19 protein-coding genes are annotated in these 19,192 nt (G+C 64.5%); 13 read left to right on the forward strand and 6 right to left on the reverse strand.

All coding sequences use genetic code 11. The features are described from left to right. Positions 1 to 46: 46 nt before the first annotated feature. The 3 genes from UB48_RS03115 to UB48_RS03125 all read right to left on the reverse strand — a co-directional run bounded on the left by UB48_RS03115 (position 47) and on the right by UB48_RS03125 (position 3,470). Positions 47 to 541 (reverse strand): DUF934 domain-containing protein, encoded by a 495-nt coding sequence (locus tag UB48_RS03115; RefSeq protein ID WP_045194031.1) that lies wholly within the window; start codon positions 539 to 541, stop codon positions 47 to 49. Further along, complete coding sequence (locus UB48_RS03120; protein ID WP_045194032.1) at positions 529 to 2,211, reverse strand: nitrite/sulfite reductase; 1,683 nt, start codon at positions 2,209 to 2,211, stop codon at positions 529 to 531. The genes UB48_RS03115 and UB48_RS03120 overlap by 13 nt, the downstream gene beginning before the upstream one ends. Before the next feature lie 185 nt (positions 2,212 to 2,396). Beyond that, complete coding sequence (locus UB48_RS03125) at positions 2,397 to 3,470, reverse strand: sigma-54-dependent Fis family transcriptional regulator (protein ID WP_045194033.1); 1,074 nt, start codon at positions 3,468 to 3,470, stop codon at positions 2,397 to 2,399. A gap of 274 nt (positions 3,471 to 3,744) precedes the next feature. On the opposite strand from UB48_RS03125, the gene UB48_RS03130 reads away from it, so the two are divergent. From UB48_RS03130 to UB48_RS03140, 3 genes are read left to right on the forward strand one after another with little or no spacing between them, the layout of a single operon-like run. Next, positions 3,745 to 4,968, forward strand: a complete 1,224-nt coding sequence (locus UB48_RS03130; RefSeq protein WP_045194034.1) for a lipase family protein — start codon at positions 3,745 to 3,747, stop codon at positions 4,966 to 4,968. A gap of 11 nt (positions 4,969 to 4,979) precedes the next feature. Continuing rightward, positions 4,980 to 6,176 (forward strand): LLM class flavin-dependent oxidoreductase, encoded by a 1,197-nt coding sequence (locus UB48_RS03135; RefSeq protein WP_045194035.1) that lies wholly within the window; start codon positions 4,980 to 4,982, stop codon positions 6,174 to 6,176. A 4-nt stretch (positions 6,177 to 6,180) separates the two neighbouring features. Further along, a complete protein-coding gene (locus UB48_RS03140) occupies positions 6,181 to 7,740 on the forward strand; it encodes an ABC transporter substrate-binding protein (RefSeq protein ID WP_045194036.1) in 1,560 nt (519 codons plus the stop codon). Here the strand turns inward: UB48_RS03140 and hpaA are convergent. After that, positions 7,737 to 8,639 carry a 4-hydroxyphenylacetate catabolism regulatory protein HpaA gene (hpaA, locus tag UB48_RS03145; protein ID WP_045194037.1) on the reverse strand — a complete coding sequence of 301 codons (903 nt, stop codon included), beginning with the start codon at positions 8,637 to 8,639 and terminating at the stop codon, positions 7,737 to 7,739. The two genes, UB48_RS03140 and hpaA, sit on opposite strands and share 4 nt — an antisense overlap. A 143-nt stretch (positions 8,640 to 8,782) precedes the next feature. Between hpaA and UB48_RS03150 the strand changes: the two genes are divergently transcribed. From UB48_RS03150 to hpaI, 8 genes are all read left to right on the forward strand, one after another. Continuing rightward, positions 8,783 to 9,454, forward strand: coding sequence for a fumarylacetoacetate hydrolase family protein (locus UB48_RS03150; protein ID WP_045194038.1), 672 nt, complete (start codon positions 8,783 to 8,785; stop codon positions 9,452 to 9,454). Beyond that, on the forward strand, positions 9,454 to 10,227 hold the full coding sequence (locus tag UB48_RS03155) for a fumarylacetoacetate hydrolase family protein (RefSeq protein ID WP_045194039.1): 774 nt from the start codon (positions 9,454 to 9,456) through the stop codon (positions 10,225 to 10,227). The genes UB48_RS03150 and UB48_RS03155 overlap by 1 nt, the downstream gene beginning before the upstream one ends. A gap of 5 nt (positions 10,228 to 10,232) precedes the next feature. Next, positions 10,233 to 11,693 carry a 5-carboxymethyl-2-hydroxymuconate semialdehyde dehydrogenase gene (gene hpaE / locus UB48_RS03160; RefSeq protein ID WP_045195632.1) on the forward strand — a complete coding sequence of 487 codons (1,461 nt, stop codon included), beginning with the start codon at positions 10,233 to 10,235 and terminating at the stop codon, positions 11,691 to 11,693. Between the two features lie 118 nt (positions 11,694 to 11,811). Beyond that, positions 11,812 to 12,669: a 3,4-dihydroxyphenylacetate 2,3-dioxygenase gene (gene hpaD, locus UB48_RS03165; RefSeq protein WP_045194040.1), complete on the forward strand. Its 858-nt coding sequence runs from the start codon at positions 11,812 to 11,814 to the stop codon at positions 12,667 to 12,669. Between the two features lie 105 nt (positions 12,670 to 12,774). After that, positions 12,775 to 13,167, forward strand: a complete 393-nt coding sequence (locus tag UB48_RS03170; RefSeq protein ID WP_045194041.1) for a 5-carboxymethyl-2-hydroxymuconate Delta-isomerase — start codon at positions 12,775 to 12,777, stop codon at positions 13,165 to 13,167. A gap of 51 nt (positions 13,168 to 13,218) precedes the next feature. After that, positions 13,219 to 14,523 (forward strand): MFS transporter, encoded by a 1,305-nt coding sequence (locus tag UB48_RS03175; protein WP_045194042.1) that lies wholly within the window; start codon positions 13,219 to 13,221, stop codon positions 14,521 to 14,523. An 11-nt stretch (positions 14,524 to 14,534) separates the two neighbouring features. After that, complete coding sequence (gene hpaH, locus UB48_RS03180) at positions 14,535 to 15,338, forward strand: 2-oxo-hept-4-ene-1,7-dioate hydratase (RefSeq protein WP_045194043.1); 804 nt, start codon at positions 14,535 to 14,537, stop codon at positions 15,336 to 15,338. A 10-nt stretch (positions 15,339 to 15,348) separates the two neighbouring features. Beyond that, positions 15,349 to 16,149 carry a 4-hydroxy-2-oxoheptanedioate aldolase gene (hpaI, locus tag UB48_RS03185; RefSeq protein ID WP_045194044.1) on the forward strand — a complete coding sequence of 267 codons (801 nt, stop codon included), beginning with the start codon at positions 15,349 to 15,351 and terminating at the stop codon, positions 16,147 to 16,149. A gap of 86 nt (positions 16,150 to 16,235) precedes the next feature. Here the strand turns inward: hpaI and hpaR are convergent, their stop codons facing one another. Continuing rightward, positions 16,236 to 16,658, reverse strand: a complete 423-nt coding sequence (gene hpaR / locus UB48_RS03190; RefSeq protein WP_045194045.1) for a homoprotocatechuate degradation operon regulator HpaR — start codon at positions 16,656 to 16,658, stop codon at positions 16,236 to 16,238. Positions 16,659 to 16,822: 164 nt separating this feature from the next. On the opposite strand from hpaR, the gene UB48_RS03195 reads away from it, so the two are divergent. Together UB48_RS03195 and UB48_RS03200 are read left to right on the forward strand one after the other, a co-directional pair. Then, the gene (locus tag UB48_RS03195) at positions 16,823 to 18,121 is read left to right on the forward strand and encodes an FAD-binding oxidoreductase (RefSeq protein WP_045194046.1); all 1,299 of its coding nucleotides are present in this window, start codon (positions 16,823 to 16,825) and stop codon (positions 18,119 to 18,121) included. Positions 18,122 to 18,155: 34 nt separating this feature from the next. After that, entirely contained in the window at positions 18,156 to 18,521 is a 366-nt protein-coding gene (locus tag UB48_RS03200; protein ID WP_045194047.1) for a cupin domain-containing protein, read from the forward strand. An 82-nt stretch (positions 18,522 to 18,603) separates the two neighbouring features. Here the strand turns inward: UB48_RS03200 and UB48_RS03205 are convergent, their stop codons facing one another. After that, positions 18,604 to 19,188 carry a TetR/AcrR family transcriptional regulator gene (locus tag UB48_RS03205; protein ID WP_045194048.1) on the reverse strand — a complete coding sequence of 195 codons (585 nt, stop codon included), beginning with the start codon at positions 19,186 to 19,188 and terminating at the stop codon, positions 18,604 to 18,606. Between the last annotated feature and the right edge of the window lie 4 nt (positions 19,189 to 19,192).

Here is a 19,192-nt window from a genome sequence, read left to right on the forward strand (position 1 = left end):
TGTCGAACGGGCGATCCGGCATGGTAGCCCGAACCCGGCGACGGCGTCAGCGTCGACGAAACAGCGGCCGTGGTTCGATCACCGAACGCCCGTACAGCACGCTCATGCCGGCCAGGCCCTTGAGGGCATCCTCGGCACACTTGTCTTCGCGCACGGCATAGCTGTCAAAACCGCACTGGCGCATATGGCTGAGCTGGTCACGCAGCACGTCGCCCACCGCGCGCAGCTCGCCATGCCAGCCCAGGCGGCTGCGCAGCAGGTAGGCCTGGCTGTAGCCACGACCGTCGCGAAAGCTCGGGAAATCCACGGCAATCAGTGGCACCTGGGGCAGCCACGGGCGCAGCGGCTCAAGCTCGTCATCCGGGCCCAGCAACACGCCATCACGGCCGAAGGGCCGCTGGGTACGGCGGGCAATCCAGCTGGCCAGGGGCAAGATCACCAGGCCGTCAGGCAGCAGCTCGCCGGGTTCGCGCAACAGCTGCCAGGAATCGTCCTCGATCAACTGCGCTTCACCGTTGCGCAGGCCAATCACATTACGCATATCAGCTCCTCCGGGCGCTTGGCATAGACACGTTCCTTGAAGGGTTCCAGGCCGACCCGGCGCACGGTGTCGACAAAGGGTTCATCCTGCTCGCGATAGGCGCAGTAGGTGGCGATGATCTGCTCGATGACCTGGGGGATCTCGGCGGCGCTGAACGACGGGCCGATGACCTTGCCCAGGGTGCTGTGCTTGCCCTGGGCGCCACCGAGGGTCACCTGGTACCACTCGCTGCCGTTTTTATCGACGCCGAGGATGCCGATGTTGCCGATGTGGTGGTGGCCGCAGGCGTTGATGCAGCCGGAGATATTCAGGCTCAGCTCACCCAGGTCGTGCAGGTAGTCAAGATCATCGAAGCGGCGCTGGATCGACTGCGCAATCGGGATCGAGGTGGCGTTGGCCAGGGCGCAGAAGTCGCCGCCCGGGCAGGCGATGATGTCGGTCAGCAGGCCAATGTTGGCGGTGCCCAGGCCGCGCTCGCAGGCCAGGCGCCATAGCGCGTGCAGGTCGCGCTTGCGCACGTCGGGAAGGATCAGGTTCTGCTCGTGGGCAATGCGGATCTCGCCGAAACCGAACTGCTCCGACCAGTCGGCCACCGCGTCCATCTGCGCATCGGTCAGGTCGCCCGGTGGCGAGGCATCGCCCGGTTTGGTCGAGAGCACCACGCTGGCATAACCCGGGACCTTGTGCGCCTTGACGCAGCAGGCCACCCAGCGGGCGAAGGCGTGATCCTGGGCCAGGTGGGTGTCGTAGGCCAGCTCATCATCGATGACGCTGTCGTAGGCCGGTGGTTCAAAGGCGGCGGCGACACGCTGGAATTCGTCCTCGGTCAGTTGCGCCGGGCCGTCCTTGATGTGTTGCCACTCCTCCTCCACCTCGCGGGAGAACGCCTCGATGCCCAGCGCCTTGACCAGGATCTTGATCCGCGCCTTGTACTTGTTGTCGCGCCGGCCATGGCGGTTGTACACGCGCAAGATGGCTTCGACGTAGGACAACAGGTGTTGCCACGCCAGCCCTTCGCGAATCTGCAAACCGAGGATCGGCGTGCGCCCCAGGCCGCCGCCGACCATCACCCGCAGGCACATCTGGCCGCGGCCGTCGCGGTAAAGATAGAGGCCGATGTCATGCATCATGATCGCTGCGCGGTCTTCGATGGCCGAGCAGATGGCGATCTTGAACTTGCGCGGCAAGAACAGGAATTCCGGGTTGATGGTCGACCACTGGCGCAGGATCTCGGCCAGCGGCCGCGGGTCGAGCAACTCGTCGGCGGCCACCCCGGCGAAGGCCTCGGTGGTGATATTGCGCACGCAGTTGCCGGAGGTCTGGATCGCATGCATCTCGACCTCGGCCAGGCGCTGGAGGATGTCCGGCACCTGGGCCAGTTCGATCCAGTTGAACTGGATGTTCTGGCGCGTGGTGAAGTGGCCGTAGCCACGGTCGTACTCGCGCGCGATCTGCGCCAGGGTGCGCAGCTGCCGGGCACCCAAGGTGCCGTAGGGAATGGCCACGCGCAGCATGTAGGCATGCTTTTGCAGGTACAGGCCGTTTTGCAGGCGCAGGGGCAGGAACTCTTCTTCACTCAGTTCGCCTGCAATGAACCGGCGCACCTGATCGCGAAATTGCGCCACGCGCTCGAACACCAGCGCACGGTCATACTCGTCATACTGATACATGGTTCGGACCTCATCAGGGAGGCCGTTACTATGGCTTTTGGGTGTACTGAGTTACAGATTCAGGTTGGCGGTATTTATACGGATCAGATGCTCGAATTGCGCTGACCTCATCGCTGGCAAGCCAGCTCCCACAGGGACTGTATGCACCGGACCCTGTGGGAGCGGGCTTGCCCCGCGATGAGGCCCTAAAGGGCGACACCGTCCGCGCGCTTCAACTCACCAATTTTCTCCAGCCGCGCCCGCACGATGTTGCGGCTGATATTCAGCAAGCGCCCGGTCTGCAACTGGTTGCCATGGCAGAAGCGGTACGCGGTACGAAACACCGTCTCCTCGATATGCTCGTACAAGTCCGGGATGTTCTGCTCGAACAGCGCCGTCAGCGCCGCTTCAAGGCTTGGCGGCTCGCTGGCGATGCGCAGCGGCTGGCTGTGTTCTTCCTGGCGGATGCCCACCGAGCGCATGTCCACCAGGTGCAGGTCGGCCGGCTGCACCACTTGTTGCCGGCACACCAGCAGCGCATGGTGAATGGCGTTTTCCAGCTCGCGGATGTTGCCCGGCCAGCTGTGCGAGAGCAGCTTGCGTTCGCTTTCCAGGCTCAGGCTGGCGCGGCTGTAACCCAGGCGCTGGCAGTGCTCTTCAAGGAAAAACTCAGCCAGCGGCAGGATATCCCCAGGCCGTTCGCGCAGCGGCGGCAGGCGGATGGTTGCCACGTGCAGGCGGTAGAACAGGTCTTCACGAAAATGCCCGGCCACCACCGCATCGGCAAGGTTGACGTTGGTCGCCGCCACCAGGCGCACGTTGATCGGGATCGGTGTGCGCGAACCGAGGCGCACCACTTCGCGCTCCTGCAGCACGCGCAGTAATTTCACCTGCATGTTCAACGGCAGGTCGCCGATTTCATCGAGGAACAGCGTGCCGCCATTGGCCGCTTCGAACCAACCGGCCTTGCTGTTGGTGGCACCGGTAAAGGCGCCCTTCTCGTGGCCGAACAGTTCGCTCTCGACCAGGGTTTCGGCGAAGGCGCCGCAGTTGACCGCCACGAACGGCTCGCGCCCGCGGCGGCTGAGTTGATGGATATGGCGGGCGACCAGCTCCTTGCCGGTGCCGGTCTCGCCGATGATCAGGGTGTTGGCTTCACTCGGCGCCAGGCGTTCGATGCGGCTGAGCAGTTCCTGGGAGCGCGGGTCCTTGAACACCAGAACGGTGGCGCGTACGGATTTGGTCAATTCCCGGGCGTGGGGATGGGTTATCAGCGACATGGTGCATTCCTGGCAGTGAAAGCGCAGGGCCATAGTGCCCGAAACAAATTAGAACAAATAATTATTAATTAGTATTTATATATTCCAATTAGAGATATGAACTTGACGCTGCTGCCACAGCAGCAGTCGCCCAGCAACCCGTGGCTGCCAGCCAGCATCGACGCGCCGCCAGGATTGCCCTTGAAGGCATTTCGGCCCCGCAAAACCGGGCCCTGCAGCGCCCTGGCACGCATTTCGCTCAGGCCTGGCAAACGCACCGTGCAAGGACCTCTCGATGAAACTGGAAAAAACCTTCGCCTTTGGCCTGAGCCTTTTGGCCCTGTCGCTCAGCGCCGTGGCCGCAGAAACCTTCGCGCCAAAGCCCGACCCGCTGCAAGGCGATGGCCGGGTCTCGGCGTTCTACAGCTGGAGCCAGGCGATCCCTGGCAAACCGGGCAAACTGCTGCGCAGCGAACCGCTGGAAAAGACCCTGAGCCTGCCTGGCGCCGCCTCGCAACTGCGCATTCTCTACAGCTCTACCGACGGCATCGACGGCAAGACCCCGGTGGCGGTCTCCGGCGCGCTGTTCATTCCCAAAGGCCAGGCGCCGGCAGGCGGCTGGCCAGTAGTGACCTGGGGCCATGGCACGGTGGGCGTGGCGGATATCTGCGCGCCGTCCTGGGCCGGGCGCTCGTACCGCGACGTGCAGTACCTGACGCGCTGGCTCAACGAGGGCTACGCCATCGTCGCCACCGACTACCAGGGCCTGGGCGTGCCCGGCGGCCATCCGCTGCTGAACAACCGCATGGCCGCCTACGGCATCCTCGATGCCGCCCGCGCGGTGATCGCCGGGGTGCCGGGGCTGGCCAACAAGGTGCTGGTGGTCGGCCAGTCCCAGGGCGGCGCCGGCGCCTTCGCCTCGGCCGCCTATGCGCCCACCTATGCCCCGGACCTGGGCCTGAAGGGCAGCGTCGGCACCGGGGTGATCTACACCGTCGGCGCCAAGAACGTCGGCGAACAGGACCAGGACAAGGTCGACGCCTCGCTGGCCTACGGTTTCTACACCCTGCTGGCGGCGCAGCAGTACGACCCGAGCATCGACCCACGCGACTTCTACACCGACAAGGCCCTGCCGCTGTTCGAACAGGCGCGCAGCACTTGCCTGTCGTCGCTGGTGGCCGATGTGCTCGGCACCGGCCTGACCCCGGCCAACACCCGCAAGGCCAACAACGGCGAGCAGCTCAAGCCGTGGCTGGCGCAAGTCTCCTACCCGACCCTGAAACTCGCCCAGCCGATCTTCATCGGCACCGGCGCCGAAGACAAGACCCCGGCGGCTGCCACCCAGGTGGCGCTGATGCAGGACGCCTGCAAGACCGGCTCGATCGTCGAAGGCCACCTGTACAAGGGGCTGGGCCACAGCGAGACGGTCAACGCCTCGCTCAAGGACTCGCTGCCGTTTGCCCGCAAGGTGTTCAACGACCAACCCATCGCCCCCCTCTGCAACCCCACCGTGCAATAAGGACGCTGACCGTGAGCATTGAATTCTTCACCCGCCTGCCCTTGCACGGCGAAACCCAGTTCCTCCCCGGCGATCCGCGCAACCGCGGCGACTGGCATGCCGGCGGCGACAGCACCGGCGCCGTGTCGAACTTTGCCGTGGGTGATCACTTCACCTACATCGACTACCTCGGGCAGATCGCCCGCGCCGCCGAAATCAACGGCTTCGGTGGCGCGCTGATGGTCAACGCGCCGTCCGGCGAAGAGCCCTGGACAGTGTGCTCGCTGCTGGCCCGCGAAACCCGCACGTTGAGCTACGTCACCGCCTTCCAGCCCTTCCACTACACGCCCTGGGTCGCGGTGCAGCAAGCGGCGACCTACCAGCGCGCCAGCGGCAACCGCCTGGTGTGGAACATCATCAATGGCGGCTCGGATAGCGTGCAGCGCCAGGTCGGCGACTTCAGCGACCACGATGAACGTTACGAGCGCGCCACCGAGTTCATGGACGTGGTCAAGGGTTACTGGCACTCAGAGAACTTCCACTACCAGGGGCGCTTCTACAAGGCCGAAGGTGGCGGCCTGCGCGGCCCGCAGAAAAAGGCCGAGTTGCCGCTGATCTGCACCGCCGGCTCGTCGATCGCCGCGCGGGAATTCGCCGCCCGCCACGCCGACTTCTACCTGATGCGCGCCGAGCACCCGGACGAGATCCGCGCGCTGATCGCCGACATTCGCGAGCGCGCGCTCAAGCATGGCCGCAGCCATATCCGCTTCGGCCTGTCGATCGATGTGATTACCCGCGAGACCGAAGCCCAAGCTTTGGCCGAGGCCAAGCGCTTTTTCGACGAAGGCGTGGCCAAGGGTGCGGTCAAGGCTGTGGCCGCCCATGCCGGGCTGCGCACCGCGCGCAAGCTCAGTTACGAAAACGAGTACGCGGCCAAGGACGAAACCCGGCCGTTCGACGACTTTTTCATCTACCCCAACGTCTGGGCCGGCTTCGGCTATATCGGCATTCCGCCGGGCCTGGCGCTGGTCGGCAGCTATGAGAACGTGGTGGCGCGGATTCGCGAGTACAACGCGCTGGGCATCGACTTGTTCTTCCTCGCCGGCTACCCACACCTGGAAGAAGCCTACCGCCTGGGCGAGCACATCCTTGCGCACTTTCGCGGCGAGCGCGCGCCGCTCAAGCGCATCGACACCCAGGCGCCAGCCCTGCGTGCAGCAGGAGCCTGAAGCCATGGACCTTTTCGATCAGCAGCGCCGACGCTTTCTCGGCTACAGCCTGGCGCTGGGCGGCGGCCTGCTGCTCAGCGGCTGCGGCCCTGACGCACCGGCCGCCAGCAGCCCGGCCAGCGACCAGCCGCACCATGGCGGGCGCCTGCGCCTGGGCGTGCTGGCCGGCGGTCAGGTCGGCAACCTCGATGCCCACAAGCCGATCGGCAGCGGCATCGTCCGCGGCTTTGCCCTGTACAGCAAGCTGTGGGAATGGGACGAGCAGATGCAGCCGCGCCTGGCCCTGGCCGAAGAAGCCGAGGCCAGCGCCGACGCCAGCAGCTGGACCGTGCGCCTGCGCCAGGGCCTGGAGTTTCACAACGGCAAGAGCATCGATGCCGACGACCTGATCTTTTCCATTCGCCGCCTGACCGACCCGCAACTGGCCTCGCCCTATGCCGCGCTGCTGCACTGGGTCGATCGCGACAACCTGGAAAAGCTCGACGCGCGCACCGTGCGCATCCGCTTCAAGGACGGGCGCAGCTACCTGCCGCTGGCGGAAACCTGGGTCAACTTCGGCGGCATCGTCCCGGTCGATTACCACCCGGTGACCAACCCGGTGGGTGCCGGGCCGTACAAGTTGAAAAGCTTCAGCCCCGGCCAGCGCTCGGTGTTCAGCCGCTTCGAGAACTACTACAAGGACGGCAAACCCTACGCCGACGAGCTGGAGATCATCGACTTCAAGGACCAGGTCTCGCGCCTCGCGGCCCTGCGCGCCGGGCAGATCGACATGGCCAACGGCCTGCCCAGCGAGCAGTTGCAGATCATCGAACGCGACCCGCGCCTGCAACTGGTGACTTCGGTCAGCGGCAACTGGTTGTCGTTCGAGATGAACACCAGCAAACCGCCGTTCGACAACCCCAAGGTGCGCGAAGCCTTTCGCCTGCTCGCCGACCGCCCGGAGCTGGTACGCCGTGCCTTGAACGGCCAGGGCCGGGTGGCCAACGACCTGTACGCACCTGATGACCCGACCTTCAACCACAGCCTCGGCCCGCGCCCCCATGACCCGCAACGGGCGGCGCAATTGCTGCGCGAAGCCGGCTACGAGCAGTTGCAAGTCGAGCTGGTGACCACCAGCGGCCCGGCCCTGGCCTCGGCGCTGGTGTTCGCCGAACAGGCCAAGGCCATCGGTGTGAACCTCAAGGTGCGCCAGGTCGACCAGGCCACCTTCGACGGCCCGCAGCACGACCAGTGGCAACTGAGCACCGGCGGCACCATCGGCGCGCCGTTCCTGGCCAGTGCCATGCACATCGATGCGCCCTTCGCCGTGGCCAACAAGACCCACTTCAACGACCCGCAGTTCAGCGAACTGTTCCTCCAGGCCATGGCCCAGCCGGACCTGGCCAAGCGCAGCGCGCTGGTGCACCAGGCCCAGCAGATTCAGTATGAGCGCGGCGGCTTGCTGATCTGGGGCTATGTGAATCTGCTCGATGCGTTTTCGCGCCAGGTCGGCGGCGCCGCAGCCGAGCAGACACTGTTCAGCACCTGGCGTTTCGACAACCTCTGGCTGCGCGGCCAGGCCTAGCGCAATCCAGCCTGACGCTGACGGTACTCCCCCGGCGTCAGCTGCGCATAGCGCAAAAAGAACCGGCTGAAGTACGCCGGGTCTTTGAAGCCCAGGCGGTAGCAGATCTCGTTGGCCGAGCTGCCGGTGTACAGCAGCAGGCGCCGTGCTTCCTGCATCAGGCGTTCGAGAATCAGGCGCTTGGACGGCAGGTCGGCGATGCGCCGGCACACTTCGTTGAGCCGCGCTTCGGTGACGCCGATGCCCTGGGCATAGCGCGCCAGCGGCCAGTGCTCAAGGTAGTGGGCCTCGATCAGTTCATTGAAACGATGAAACACCTGCAAGTCTTCATGACGGGTTTGCCGCGCCGGCAGCGAGCGCGCGCACAGGCGCAGCAGGCTGGTCATGATCAGCCGCGTCAGGCTTTCCAGCGCCGCCCCGCGCCCGGCGGCGCTGGCGTTGATTTCACTGTGCAGCTCATCGAACAGCAGCGCCAGGCGCCGCGCCTCGGCGGCGTAGCTTGGTTCCAGGCCGCTCAAGGCCACACAGGCCGGCGCCACCTGCGGCCCCGGCGCCAACCCGGGATCGGCTTCAAGTAGCTGCCAGACCAGTTGCTGGCGCACGGTCAGCACATGGCCGTCGGCATCGGGTTCGGTTACGAAGGAATGCGGGATGGTCGGTGGCGTAAGGAAAAACATCGGCCCCGATTCGACGTACTGCTGGTCGTCCAGGTACACCCGCACCGTGCCGCTTTTGACGTAATGCACCTGGAAAAACCGGTCATGGCGGTGCACCGGCATATTGCGGCCGAAAAACCCGGCGAGGTTGCCGAGCTTGTCGTAGTGCACCTCGGCATCGCTGTAGCGCTGATCGTAGACCTGGCCGATGTTGATGTTGGGGATTGGTTGTTGCTCGCGCATGGCCCTGCTCACGCTTGTTGTTATGCGGCCAGCTTACTCCTGCAGCAAGCCGCTTGCATTTCGTTAACATCTTAATTATAACGTTAACACATTAACAATTATTCGAGCAGGGACCCTGCCCCTGCCCCAGCCAGGAGAACCCCATGAGCCGTGCCTTGCACGATGCTGCCAGCGGTACCTTGTTCGGCGTTGCGCTGAACTACCAGGGCCTGCTTGACCAGCGTCTCGCCGAATTCGAACAGCCGCCCTATCAAAAGCCACCGGTCAAGCCGGTGCTGTTCATCAAGACCCCCAACACCCGCAATGGCCATGGCCAGCCGGTGGTCTACCCGCAAGGCATCGAGCACCTGCAACCGGGCCCGGCCCTGGGTGTGGTGATCGGCAAGCGTGCCACCCGGGTCAGCGTCGACGAGGCCCTCAGCCATGTCGCCGGCTACACCATCGTCAACGAATTCAGCCTGCCCGAAGACAGCTACTACCGCCCGGCGGTCAAGGCCAAGTGCCGCGACGGTTTCTGCGCCCTGGGCCCTGAACTGGTGCCGGCCGCGCAGGTCGCCGACCCCCAGCAACTGAGCATCAAGCTGTTCGTCAACGGCGCCCTGCGCCAGCACAACAGCACCGCCAACATGGTTCGCAGCGTCGCCCAGCTGATCGCCGAGATCAGCGAATTCATGACCCTGCACGAAGGCGATGTGCTGATTACCGGCACCCCCGAAGGCCGCGTCGATGTGCTGCCCGGGGACCAGGTTGAAGTCGAGATCAGCGGCCTCGGACGCCTGACCAACAGCATCGTTGCCGCGCAGGAGAAGCGCTGATGAAACACGCACGTATCCGTTACCAGGGCGAAGTCCACGCCGTCACCGTCGAGGCCGACAACGCCGTGCGCCTGGCCGATGGCCGCTTGCTCGCCGAGCAGCAGGTCGAGTGGCTGCCACCGGCCACCGGCAATATGTTCGCCCTGGGCCTGAACTACGCCGACCACGCCGCCGAGCTTGCCTTCACGCCGCCCACCGAACCGCTGGCGTTCGTCAAATCGGTGGGCACCTACACCGGCCACAACCAGGTCAGCTGGCGCCCGGACAACGTCGCCTACATGCACTATGAGTGCGAGCTGGTGGCAGTGATCGGCAAGCCTGCGCGCAACGTCAAGCGCGAGGATGCGCTGGAGTACCTGGCCGGCTACACGGTGTGCAACGACTACGCGATTCGCGATTACCTGGAGAACTACTACCGGCCCAACCTGCGGGTGAAGAACCGCGACGCCACCACCCCGGTCGGGCCGTGGATCGTCGATGTCGCCGATGTGCCGGATGCTTCCAACCTGACCTTGCGCACCTGGATCAACGGTGAGCTCAAGCAGCAAGGCAGCACCAAGGACATGATTTTCGACATCCCCTACCTGATCGAATACCTGTCCAGCTTCATGACCCTGCAGCCGGGCGACATGATCGCCACCGGCACCCCTGAAGGCCTGGCCGACGTGGTGCCGGGCGATGAAGTGGTGGTCGAAGTCGAAGGCGTCGGGCGCCTGGTCAACCGTATTGTCAGCGAAGCCGAGTTCTTCGCCCTCAACCGCCAAGAGGCATGAGCAGCATGATCAAACACTGGATCAACGGCCGTGAGGTCGAAAGCAAAGACGTGTTCGTCAACTACAACCCGGCCACCGGCGAGGCCATTGGCGAAGTCGCCAGCGGCGGCGCCGAAGAAGTGGCCCAGGCGGTAGCGGCAGCGAAAGAGGCGTTCCCGAAATGGGCCAACACCCCGGCCAAGGAGCGCGCGCGGCTGATGCGCAAGCTCGGCGAGCTGATCGAGCAGAACGTGCCGCACCTGGCTGAGCTTGAAACCCTCGACACCGGTTTGCCGATCCACCAGACCAAGAACGTGCTGATCCCGCGGGCCTCGCATAACTTCGACTTTTTCGCCGAAGTCTGCACACGCATGGACGGCCATACCTACCCGGTCGACGACCAGATGCTCAACTACACCCTGTACCAGCCGGTGGGCGTGTGCGGGCTGGTGTCGCCGTGGAACGTGCCATTCATGACCGCCACCTGGAAGACCGCGCCGTGCCTGGCCCTGGGCAACACCGCAGTGCTGAAGATGAGCGAACTGTCGCCGCTGACCGCCAACGAACTGGGGCGCCTGGCGGTGGAAGCCGGCATCCCCAACGGCGTGCTCAACGTCATCCAGGGCTACGGCGCCACCGCTGGCGACGCCCTGGTACGCCACCCCGACGTGCGTGCCATCTCCTTTACCGGTGGCACCGCCACCGGCAAAAAGATCATGCAGACTGCGGGCCTGAAGAAGTACTCCATGGAGCTGGGCGGCAAGTCGCCGGTGCTGATTTTTGAAGACGCCGACCTTGAGCGCGCCCTGGATGCGGCGCTGTTCACCATCTTCTCGCTCAATGGCGAGCGCTGCACCGCCGGCAGCCGTATCTTCATCCAGCAGAGCGTCTACCCGCAGTTCGTCGCCGAGTTTGCCGCGCGGGCCAAGCGCCTGATCGTCGGCGACCCGCAAGACCCGCAAACCCAGGTAGGCTCGATGATCACTCAGGCCCACTATGACAAGGTCACCGGTTACATCAAGATCGGCATCGAAGAAGGCGCGACCCTGCTCGCTGGCGGCCTTGAGCGCCCGGCCAACCTGCCGGCGCACCTGGCCCGCGGGCAGTTCATTCAGCCGACGGTGTTTGCCGACGTGAACAACAACATGCGCATCGCCCAGGAAGAAATCTTCGGCCCGGTGGTGTGTTTGATCCCCTTCAAGGACGAAGCCGAGGCGCTGCGACTGGCCAACGACACCGAGTATGGCCTGGCCTCGTACATCTGGACGCAGGACATCGGCAAGGCGCATCGTCTGGCCCGCGGCATCGAGGCCGGCATGGTGTTCATCAACAGCCAGAACGTGCGCGACCTGCGCCAGCCGTTCGGCGGGGTCAAGGGTTCAGGCACCGGCCGTGAGGGCGGGCAGTACAGCTTCGAGGTGTTTGCCGAGATCAAGAACGTGTGTATCTCGATGGGCAGTCACCATATTCCGCGCTGGGGCGTCTGACGTCATCGCTGGCAAGCCAGCTCCCACAGGGCTGCCTCAATACCTGTGGGAGCCGGCTTGCCGGCGATAGCGATGGCACTGACAGCACACAAGAACAACAATTTCCAGGAGTTCCATCATGGGCGAAGTCGTCCTGGCAGCCAAAGTCTGCCACGTACCCTCGATGTACCTGTCCGAACTGCCCGGCAAGCACCATGGCTGCCGCGAGGCAGCGATCGCCGGGCACAAGGAAATCGGCCGCCGCGCCCGCGAACTGGGCGCCGACACCGCCGTGGTGTTCGACGTCCACTGGCTGGTCAACAGCGGCTACCACATTAACTGTGGCGAACACTTCAAGGGCACCTACACCAGCAACGAGCTGCCGCACTTCATCAAGAACATGGACTTCGAGTACCCCGGCTGCCCGCAACTGGGCGAGCTGATCGGCCTTGAAGCCAACGCCGCCGACGTGCGCACCCTGGCCCACAACATCCCAAGCCTTGAGCTTGAATACGGCACCCTGGTGCCGATGCGCTACATGCACATGGACGTGCCCGACGCGCACAAGTTCAAGGTCGTGTCGATTGCCGCCTGGTGCGCCTGGCACCGCCTGGAAGACAGCTTCGCCTTCGGCGCCGCGGTGCGCCGGGCCATCGAAAAGAGCGACCGCAAAGTGCTGGTGCTGGCCTCCGGTTCGCTGTCGCACCGTTTTTCCGATGACCGCAACGCCGAAGCCAACATCCACAACTGGACCCGCGAATTCGACAAGCAGATGGACCTGCGCGTGGTCGAGCTGTGGAAGCAGGGCCGCTTCAAGGAGTTCTGCGCGATGCTCCCGGACTACGCCAACCACTGCTACGGCGAAGGCGGCATGCACGACACGGCGATGCTCCTGGGCCTGCTTGGCGGTGCCGACTACAACAAGCCGGTCGAGGTCCTGACCGAGCCGTTCGGCAGCTCCGGCACCGGGCAAATCAACGCCATCTTCCCGCTGTAGCGCGAAGGCAGCAGCCACAAGCTTCAAGCCACAAGCTGCAAGCGAAGAGCACGCGCTCTTGGCGCTTGTAGCTTGCCGCTTGCCGCCGTTCAAACGGAGATCTTCATGCCGCATTTCATCATTGAGTACACCGACAACATCGAGCAACAGGCCGACCTGCCCGGCCTGTTCGCCAAGGTCCACGCCAGCCTGGGCGCCAGCGGCGTGTTCCCCCTGGGCGGCATCCGCAGCCGTGGCGTGCGCCTGGACAGCTGGCGCATGGCCGATGGCAAGCACGACTACGCCTTCGTCCACATGACCCTCAAGGTCGGCCACGGCCGCGATCTGCAAACCCGCACCGAGGTCGCCGAGGCGCTGTTCGCGGTGATCACCGCGCACTTTGCCGAGCTGCAAAGCCAACGCCTGCTGGCGCTGTCGTTCGAGATGATCGAGCTGCACCCGCAGCTGAACTTCAAACAGAACAACGTTCACGCCTTTTTGCAAAACCAGGCGGGCTGAACCACAGCCACCCGCCCTCCCCAACGGCCCTCTGACAAAAAGTACAAGATCATGAGCACAGCCAATACTGCCCAACACGCTGCCCTTGCCCAACATGACTCGACCCACAGCAAGATCACCTGGCGGCTGATGCCGCTGCTGCTGATTTGCTACCTGTTCGCTCACCTGGACCGCATCAACATTGGTTTTGCCAAGATGCAGATGAGCAGCGACCTGCACTTCAGCGACACGGTCTACGGCTTTGGTGCCGGGCTGTTCTTCATTGCCTACGCGCTGTTCGGCGTACCCAGCAACATGGCCCTGGACCGCGTCGGCCCACGGCGCTGGATCGCCACCCTGATGGTGGTCTGGGGCACGCTGTCGACCAGCATGCTCTGGGTTGAATCGGCCTCGGGCTTCTATGTCCTGCGCTTTTTGCTCGGCGTCGCTGAAGCCGGCTTCTTCCCCGGCATCCTGGTTTACCTCAACCGCTGGTACCCGGCCCGCCGTCGTGGGCAGATCACCGCGCTGTTCGCCATCGCCGTGCCCATGGCCGGGGTGGTCGGCGGGCCGCTGTCGGGCGGCATCCTCGAGCTGTTCCACGACGCCGCCGGCCTGCGTGGCTGGCAGTGGATGTTCCTGATCGAAGGCGCGCCGGTGGTGTTGCTCGGCCTGGTGGTACTCAAGTGCCTGCCCGACAGCTTCGAGAGTGTCAGCTGGCTGAACGGCACTGAAAAGCAGCAACTGCGCGAGCAACTGAACCAGGAAGAGCAGCGCAAATCCATCACCTCGTTTGCCGGCATCCTGCGTGACAGCCAGGTCTGGCTGCTGGTGGCGGTGTACTTTGCGGTGATGCTGGCGGTCAACACCTTGGCATTCTGGATGCCGACCCTGATCCACGGCGCCGGCATCGGCAGCGATGGCCGCGTCGGGCTGTTGAGCGCCGTGCCGTACCTGGCCGGGTGCTTCTTCATGATCGCCTGTGGCCGTTCCTCCGACCGTCAGCGTGAACGCCGCTGGCACCTGTGCGTGCCGCTGCTGATGTCGGCCACCGGCATCGCCGTGGCCGGCCTGGCACCCGGCAACCCGGTGATGGTGCTGGGCGGCCTGATCATCGCCGGCATGGGCGCCAGCGCTGCCTTGCCGATGTTCTGGCAGCTGCCGCCGGCATTCCTGTCGAACACCACCCAGGCCGCCGGTATCGCCCTGATCAGCTCGTTCGGCAGCATCGCCTCGTTCCTCGCCCCGTACCTGATCGGCTGGATGCGCGACACCACCCAGAGCGCCAGCCTGGCCCTGTACGTACTGGCAATGTTCATCACCCTCGGCGGCTTGCTGGTGCTGCGCACCAAGGCTGCCATCGTCAACCCTCAGTAAGAGATTTCGCCATGCTTGACCACAGCCAGATCCTGCAAGCCGCCGCCCAGCTCGAGCGCGCCGAACGCAGCCGCGAACAGGTGCGGCAGTTCTCCCTGGAGCACCCGGGCATCAGCATCGAGGACGCCTACGCCATCCAGCGCGCCTGGGTCGCACAAAAAATCGAGGGCGGGCGCAAGCTGGTCGGCCACAAGATCGGCCTGACCTCACGGGCCATGCAGGTGTCATCGAACATCACCGAACCGGACTACGGCGCGCTGCTCGATGACATGTTCTTCGACGAAGGCAGCGACATCCCCTTCGAGCGCTTTATCGTGCCGCGGGTCGAGGTGGAGCTGGCGTTCGTCCTCGGCAAGCCGCTCAAGGGCCCGAACGTGACCCTGTTCGACGTACTCGACGCCACTGAATGGGTAATCCCGGCGCTGGAGATCATCGATGCGCGCATCCAGCAGATCGACCCGCAGACCCAGGCCACCCGCAAGGTCTTCGACACCATCTCCGACAACGCCGCCAACGCCGGCGTGGTCATGGGCGGGCGCGCGGTGCGTCCGGGCGATATCGACCTGCGCAAGGTGCCGGCGGTGCTCTACCGCAACGGCGTGATCGAAGAGTCCGGGGTCTCGGCGGCGGTGCTCAACCACCCGGCCAAGGGCGTCGCCTGGCTGGCCAACAAGCTGGCGCCGTACGACGTCACCCTTGAAGCCGGGCAGATCATTCTCGGCGGCTCCTTCACCCGCCCGGTGGCGGCCAACCCCGGCGATACCTTCCATGTCGACTACGACATGCTCGGTTCGATTGCCTGCCGTTTCGTTTGAGGAATTGCCCATGGACATGCCCGTCAACCGCTTCAAACAACGCCTGCAACGCGGCGAGGCGCAAATCGGCCTGTGGCTTGGCCTGGCCGAGCCGTACTGTGCCGAGCTTGCCGCCAACGCCGGTTTCGACTGGCTGCTGATCGACGGCGAACACGCGCCCAACGACCTGCGCGGCATGCTCGGCCAGTTGCAGGCCATCGCCCCCTACCCGGCCCAGGCGATCATCCGCCCGGTGATCGGCGACACCGCGCTGATCAAGCAGGTGCTGGATATCGGCGCACAAACCCTGCTGGTGCCGATGGTCGAAAGCGCCGGGCAGGCCCGCGAACTGGTGCGCGCCATGCACTACCCGCCCAAGGGCGTGCGCGGCGTCGGCAGCGCCCTGGCGCGGGCCTCGCGCTGGAACAGCATCCCCGGCTACCTCGACCAGGCCGATGAGCAGATGTGCCTGCTGGTGCAGATCGAAAGCCTTGAAGGGCTGCGCAACCTTGAGGCGATTGCAGCGGTCGAGGGCGTTGACGGGGTGTTCATCGGCCCGGCGGACTTGAGTGCCTCCATGGGCTATCGCGGCAACCCCGGGCACCCCGAGGTGCAGGCGGCGATTGAACAGGCGATCGTGCAGATCCAGAAGGCCGGCAAGGCGGCGGGGATTCTCAGTGCCGATGAGGGCCTGGCGCGGCGCTACCTGGAACTGGGCGCAGGCTTCGTCGCGGTGGGGGTCGATACCACGGTGTTGATGAAGGGCTTGCAGGGGTTGGCGGGTAAGTTCAAGGGGGATGTGCACGTGTCATCTGGGCCCTCGGTGTATTGACTGTACCGGCCTCATCGCTGGCAAGCCAGCTCCCACAAGGTCCTCTGTACACAGGTCCGGTGGGAGCTGGCTTGCCAGCGATGCAGTCACCGCCCCACCTGCTTCAACTCCTCCAGCAACCCCAGCAACGCCTGCAGCTTCTGCTCGCCGAACTGCTCCTGAATGCGCCGGTAATTGCTCTCCATGCACTGGCTCATCGAAGCAAAAATCTCCTCGCCCTTTGGCGCCAGGTTGACCAGCACCCGGCGCTGGTCCTGTTCGGCCTTGCGCCGGCTGACCAGGCCGGCCGCCTCCATGCGCACCAGCACCCCGGTCATGCTCGGCTTGAGGATGCAGGCCAGTTCCGCCAGGCGGTAGATCTCCATTTCGCCCTGTTGGCGCAGGATACGGATCACCCGCCACTGCTGCTCGGTGAGCCCGTGCTGGTTGAGCGAGGGGCGAAAAAAACGCATGGCCGCTTCGCGGGCTTGCAACAAGGTCAGGGTCAACGACGGGCGCGGCTGGGGCATGGGAAGGCTAATCATCAGGCTACTTTGTTAACACTTTAACAAAATCAACGCCTTGCCACAGCCCTGGCACCGGCAGTCAAGCCCGGCGGCACGCAGGGTCAAGACGCAGGCGCCGGGCAAGGCCTTAATAGAGCCCATCAGTACTTCACTTTTCAGGCTGCGCCATGATCAACATCGAAACGCCGACCTACTACACCGCCACCAAAAAATACAACCTGAGCTTCCCGACCCTGGAACAGGACGTGGACGCCGACGTGGTCATCATCGGCGGCGGCTTTTCCGGGATCAACACGGCCCTGGAGCTGGCGGAAAAAGGCATCACCAACATCGTCGTGCTCGAAGCCCGCTACCTGGGCTTTGGTGGCACCGGGCGCAATGGCGGGCAGATCATGGCCGGCATCGGCCATGACCTGGAGAAGATCAAGCAGCACGTCGGCGACGATGGCCTGCGGCAGATCTTCGAGATCAGTGACCTGGGCGCCGACATCATCAAGAACCGCATCGCCAAGTACGCCATCGACGCCGACTTCTGCCACGGCTATGGCTACATGGGCTTCAACGCCCGCCAGGAAAAAACCCTGCGCGCCTGGGAAAAGGACTTCAAGTCGGTCAACTCCCAGCATGAGATCCGATTTCTCGGTGGCAGCGAGGTCAAGCAGATCATCGGCTCCGACGCCTACAGCAGCGCCTTGCTGCACATGGGCGGTGGCCATGTGCACTCGCTGAACCTGTTGCTCGGTGAAGCCAAGGCGCTCAGCGAACACGGCGTGCGCATTTTCGAGAACAGCCCGGCGCTGCAGGTGCAGTACGGCGAGCGCATCCGCGTGCGCACCGGGCGCGGTTCGGTGACCGCCAGCAAGCTGCTGTGGGCTTGCGACAGTTTCCTCAACAAGCTGGAGCCGGAGCTGCACCGCTCGACCATCAACACCTACGCTTTCCAGATGATGACCGAGCCACTGCCGGACGAGCTGATCCAGCGCATCAGCCCGATTCGCGGGGCCTACAGCGACATCCGCCCGGTGATCGATTACTACCGGGTGACCAACGAGAACCGCCTGCTGTTTGGTGCCGCCACGCCGCTGGTCGAACACATCCCGGGTGATCTCAAGGCCTGGAACCGCAACCTGATGCTGAAGATTTTCCCCTACCTCAAGGACGTGAAAATCGACCTGGCCTGGGGCGGGCCGATGGCCTGCAGCCCCAACCTGTTCCCGCAGATCGGCACCCTGCCCGGTCGGCGCAACGCTTTCTACGTGCAAGGTTATTCCGGTTTTGGCGTCACCCCCAGCCACATCATCTGCAAGGTCCTGGCCGAAGGCATGAGCGAAGGCTCGGCGCGCTATGACCTGATCAGCTCGGTGCCACGCCCGACCATCCCGGCCAAGGATCAACTGCGCTCGCTGCTGCTGACCGCCGGCAAATCCTGGCACCAGCTGTCCGGCTACTGGAATGGCCGGCGCTAAGCCCTAACGCTTTCAACCCTCAAGGAACACTGCCATGACCCTGACTGCCGTCACCCCGAACCTCCAGCTCAGCCAACTCGACGCCTGGGGCACCGTTGCCGACCTGGGCTCGGAGATACTCGAAGGCGAAGTACGCGCCTTCGGCAAAATGACCTTCGGCGCACCGACCGACCCGGTCAGCAGCGCCTACTTTGGCACCACCACCGGCAAGTTCCGCATGGTCTACCCGTTCAACGAACAGGCCGTGGTAGTCACCGGCCAGGTGCGCCTGACCGACGAAGCCACGGGTGTGAGCCGCACCTACAACGTGGGTGACAGCTGGTTCGTGACCAAGGGCACGCCGGTGCTCTGGGAGATTCTCAGCGAGAGCTTTGTGAAGCATTACTTTGCGGTGGTCTGACTGAAAGCATCGCTGGCAAGCCAGCTCCCACAAGTACTGCATGCACCGAACCTGTGGGAGCTGGCTTGCCAGCGATGAGGCCCTAAAGCCTCGCCAACGATTCCCCAAACAAGCGCCACAATGCCGCCAACCGCCGCTCAAACGCCTCCGCCCCCGCATAGATCAACTCGACATTCAAACTGTCGACGATCCCCAGGTAGGCATCGCCATACAAGCGCTGCTGCCCCTCCTCCAGCCCCGGCGCGAACGTGCGCAACGCCTGGGCAAACAACTCGCCCAACCTTGCCAGGTAGGCCTCGAAGCCGGCACAGATCACCGGCCGCAGTTCACTGGGCGGGAAGAACGCCGTGCGCAGCATGAAGCGCAAATGCGCCGAGGCCTGGTAGCGCGCGTTCAAGCGCTCGGCAAAACGTTGCCCCGGCAGCTCGCCGGTCGGCACCTGCTCGGCAAAGCACGCCTCCAGGTACTCGTGCTCGGCGTGCAGGGCCCGGGCATAGACCACCTGGAACAGGTCGTCCTTGCCGGCAAAATGCGCGTACAACGACGGCTTGCGCATGCCCGCCGCGGCGGCGATATCGTTGAGCGACGAGGCGTCGTAACCCAGCTCGGCAAACTGCTCGACGGCAATCGCGCAGATCTTTTCCGCCGACGGCGTCAGGCTTCTCATAGCG

This window comes from Pseudomonas sp. 2(2015), from assembly GCF_000955865.1.
Classification (GTDB): Bacteria; Pseudomonadota; Gammaproteobacteria; order Pseudomonadales; family Pseudomonadaceae; genus Aquipseudomonas.